The 3,321-nt window shown below is 68.9% G+C and carries 3 protein-coding genes; all 3 read left to right on the plus strand.

Annotated features, from left to right (window positions below):
* On the plus strand, positions 1 to 1,287 hold a 1,287-nt coding region (locus tag AOK23_RS39990; RefSeq protein ID WP_107102981.1), incomplete at its 5' end, for a phage tail sheath family protein.
* Positions 1,288 to 1,309: 22 nt separating this feature from the next.
* Entirely contained in the window at positions 1,310 to 1,828 is a 519-nt protein-coding gene (locus AOK23_RS39995) for a phage tail protein (protein ID WP_055717334.1), read from the plus strand.
* Positions 1,828 to 2,541 (plus strand): hypothetical protein, encoded by a 714-nt coding sequence (locus tag AOK23_RS40000; RefSeq protein WP_055717335.1) that lies wholly within the window; start codon positions 1,828 to 1,830, stop codon positions 2,539 to 2,541. Before AOK23_RS39995 ends, AOK23_RS40000 begins: the two co-directional genes overlap by 1 nt.
* Positions 2,542 to 3,321: the final 780 nt, after the last annotated feature.

The raw sequence follows: 3,321 nt of genomic DNA on the forward strand, positions 1-3,321 counted from the left end.
CCGGAAGGCCAGCAGCCCCTCTTCCTGGAGGCTGTGGACGAAGGAGAGTGGGCCAACAACCTGACGGTGACCGTCGATCACAGCACACCTTGGAACATCACCAAGGATGTGGCCGAGCAACTCAAGGTGAAGCCGGCGGACCTCTTCAACCTGGTTGTCAAGCTTGGTGACGAGGGTCCGCAGGAAGTCTTCCGCAACATCACCCTGGTCGAGAGCTCCCGGCGGATGGACAAGGTGCTCCTGGCCGAGTCGCAACTGGTACGGGTAGTGCCGCCCTCCGCCACGACCGTTCTCAGCCTGCCCCCGGACGACAGCCCTGTCATGGTCGACCAGCCGGGCACGGACGGAGTTGCTCTGAGGCGAGCCGACTACATCGGGACCGACAAGGAGTCGCACCACGAAGGGCTCTACGCGCTGGACCATGTCGATCTGTTCAACCTGCTGTGCATCCCCCCGCCGACCTTGGAAGAGAACACCGACACCAACCCTCTCGTCTACCAGGCGGCGCAGACCTACTGCGCGAAGCGCCGCGCAGTGCTGATCGTCGACCCGCCCAGAGACATGAAGGTCGACAACGCGGTCATCGGGCCTCCTGGCGAAAAGAGCAGTCTGGACAGTCTCAATCTCACCGGCGAGGCGGCCCGCAACTCGGTGCTCTACTTCCCCCGGCTGATGCAACCGGATCCGACCAACCAGGGCCGGATCGGTGAGTTCGTCGGCTGTGGTGCGATCGCCGGAGTCATCGCCCGCACCGACGCGACGCGCGGAGTGTGGAAGGCCCCCGCCGGTGTCGACGCGACCCTCACCGGGATCTCCGGCCTCGCGGTGAACCTCACCGACGCCGAGAACGGCATGCTGAACCCGCACGGCATCAACTGCCTGCGGACGTTCCCCGGCACCGGCACAGTGCTGTGGGGCGCGCGGACCCTCCGTGGCTCGGACCACCTGGGCGACGAGTACAAGTACCTCCCGGTCCGGCGGCTCGCCCTGCACATCGAGGAGAGCCTTTTCCGCGGCACCCAGTGGGTGGTGTTCGAGCCCAATGACGAGCCGCTGTGGGCGCAGATCAGGCTGAACCTGGGTGCGTTCATGCACAACCTGTTCCGGCAGGGCGCGTTCCAGGGCACCACCGCGCGGGACGCCTATTTCGTGAAATGCGACCGCGAGACCACCACACCGAACGACGTGAACGCAGGCCGGGTCAACATCCTCGTCGGCTTCGCGCCGGTGCGGCCCGCCGAGTTCGTGGTGCTGCAGATACAGCAGATCGCTCAGGCCCAGGCCTGACAGACACCGAGAGCGGACAAGAATGGCCCAGTTCACTGTCAACGCACAGCGCTTCGACCCGTACAAGAACTTCAAGTTCCGTGTGCGGTGGGACGGTCGCTATGTCGCAGGCGTCAGCAAGGTGGGCGCCCTCACCCGCACCACGGAAGTGGTGTCGCACCGGGACGGCGGGGACCCCAGCAGCAGCCGCAAGTCACCGGGCCGCACCGACTACGCCGCCATCACTCTGGAACGCGGGGTCACCCACGACCCGAACTTCGAACAGTGGGCGAACAAGGTGCACATGCACGGCGCCGGACTGGCCTCGGAGCTGTCGCTGCAGGACTTCCGCAAGGACATCGTGATCGAGGTCTACAACGAGGCGGGTCAACTCGCCATCGCCTACAAGGTGTTCCGCTGCTGGGTGTCCGAGTACCAGGCGCTGCCCGAACTCGACGCCAACGCCAACGCGGTCGCCATCCAGCACATCAAGTTGGAGAACGAGGGCTGGGAACGCGACGTGGACGTCCCGGAGCCCACAGAGCCCACCTTCGCCGGCTGATGAGCGGTCTCGACCCGGCCTGGACGATCACCGCGTGGGAGCGCGGGGTACGGGAGGACACGCTCGACCGCGCCGTGACCCTGCTGGCCTCGGCGACCGGGCTGTCACGCGACCAGGCCGAGTCGGCGGACGTGGGCAGCCGTGACGCGCTCCTCGTCGATGTCCTCGGCAGGTTCACGGGCGGGGTCGTCCAGGCATGCGTGAGGTGCACCGGATGCGGTGAACAGCTCGAGGTACCCCTCGACCTGACCGCGTTCCCCAGGACGCCGTGGCGTGAGCCCGGCGCCCTGCTGGAGGCTGAGGTCTCGGGCTCCGGGGTGCGGTTCCGGCTGCCCAGCACCGGCGACCTGCGTCTGCTCCGGGGCCGTGACGCGGTGGCGGGCAGACGGCTGCTGCTCGCCCGCTGCGTGCAGGCCGAGGCCAGCGGCGGCGAGGACCTCGACGAGGAGACCGCCGCCGCGGTGGAAGCGGCCATGGAGGAGGCAGCTCCGGGCGGCGCGGTGACCGTCCGTACGGGCTGCCCCGACTGCGGGGCGGAGACTGCCGCGGCCCTGGACATACCCGCCCTGCTGTGGGCCGAGGTCCAGGCTCAGGCGGTCGCCCTGCTGCACCAGGTGCACGTCCTGGCCACCGCCTACGGCTGGGCCGAGCCCGAGGTGCTGGCCCTCAGCCCGGCGCGCCGCGCCGCGTACCTGGAACTGGTGAGCCGATGAGCGGATTCCTGACCCACCTGGTGGAGCGGACCCTCGGGCTCACCCCTGTGCTCGAACCCCGGCCGAGAGGGCGGTTCGAGCCGGTGGCGGACGAACTCCCGGGCTGGGACGAGGTCGAGATCCCGGGGGACGGGCTCGCCGCCGTCGAGCCTTCTGCTCCTGCTGCGGACGGTGACCGAGTCGGCGCTGCCCCTTCCCTTTCGACGAGTGTTGCTCCTGCAGGTACTGCCCCTCCTGTTCCCGCGAGCACTGCTCCCACCGCCACCACGCCTTCGCCATCCGCGAGCACCGGTCCCACCAACACCGCGCCTTCGGCACCCGCGAGCACTGCTCCCACCGCCACCACGCCTTCGCCATCCGCGAGCACCGGTCCCACCAACACCGCGCCTTCGGCACCCGCGAGCACCGCTCCCACCGCCACAACGCTTTCGCCATCCGCGAGCACTGCTCCTCCCGCCACCGCGCCTTCAGTACCCGCGAGCGCTGCTCGTCCCGCCACCGCGCCTTCAGTACCCGCAAGCACCACTCCCACCGCGCTTTCGCCATCCGCGAGCACCGCTCCCACCGCCACCGCGCCTTCGGCATCCGCAAGCGTTGCTCCTCCCGCCACCACCCCCTCCACATTCGTGGCAGCAGGCATATCTGACCCGGAACGGGAAGCGGTGCCGTCGGCCACAGCGGCCTGGGATGCCCCTGCTGGTGCGAAAGGGGCGCCGTTCCAGCCGTCGCCCGAGCGGCCGGAGACGAGCTTTGGCCTACAACCGCCCCCCACCCACACCC

It is taken from the genome of Streptomyces torulosus, from assembly GCF_001419765.1.
GTDB classification, from domain to species: Bacteria; Actinomycetota; Actinomycetes; order Streptomycetales; family Streptomycetaceae; genus Streptomyces; species Streptomyces torulosus.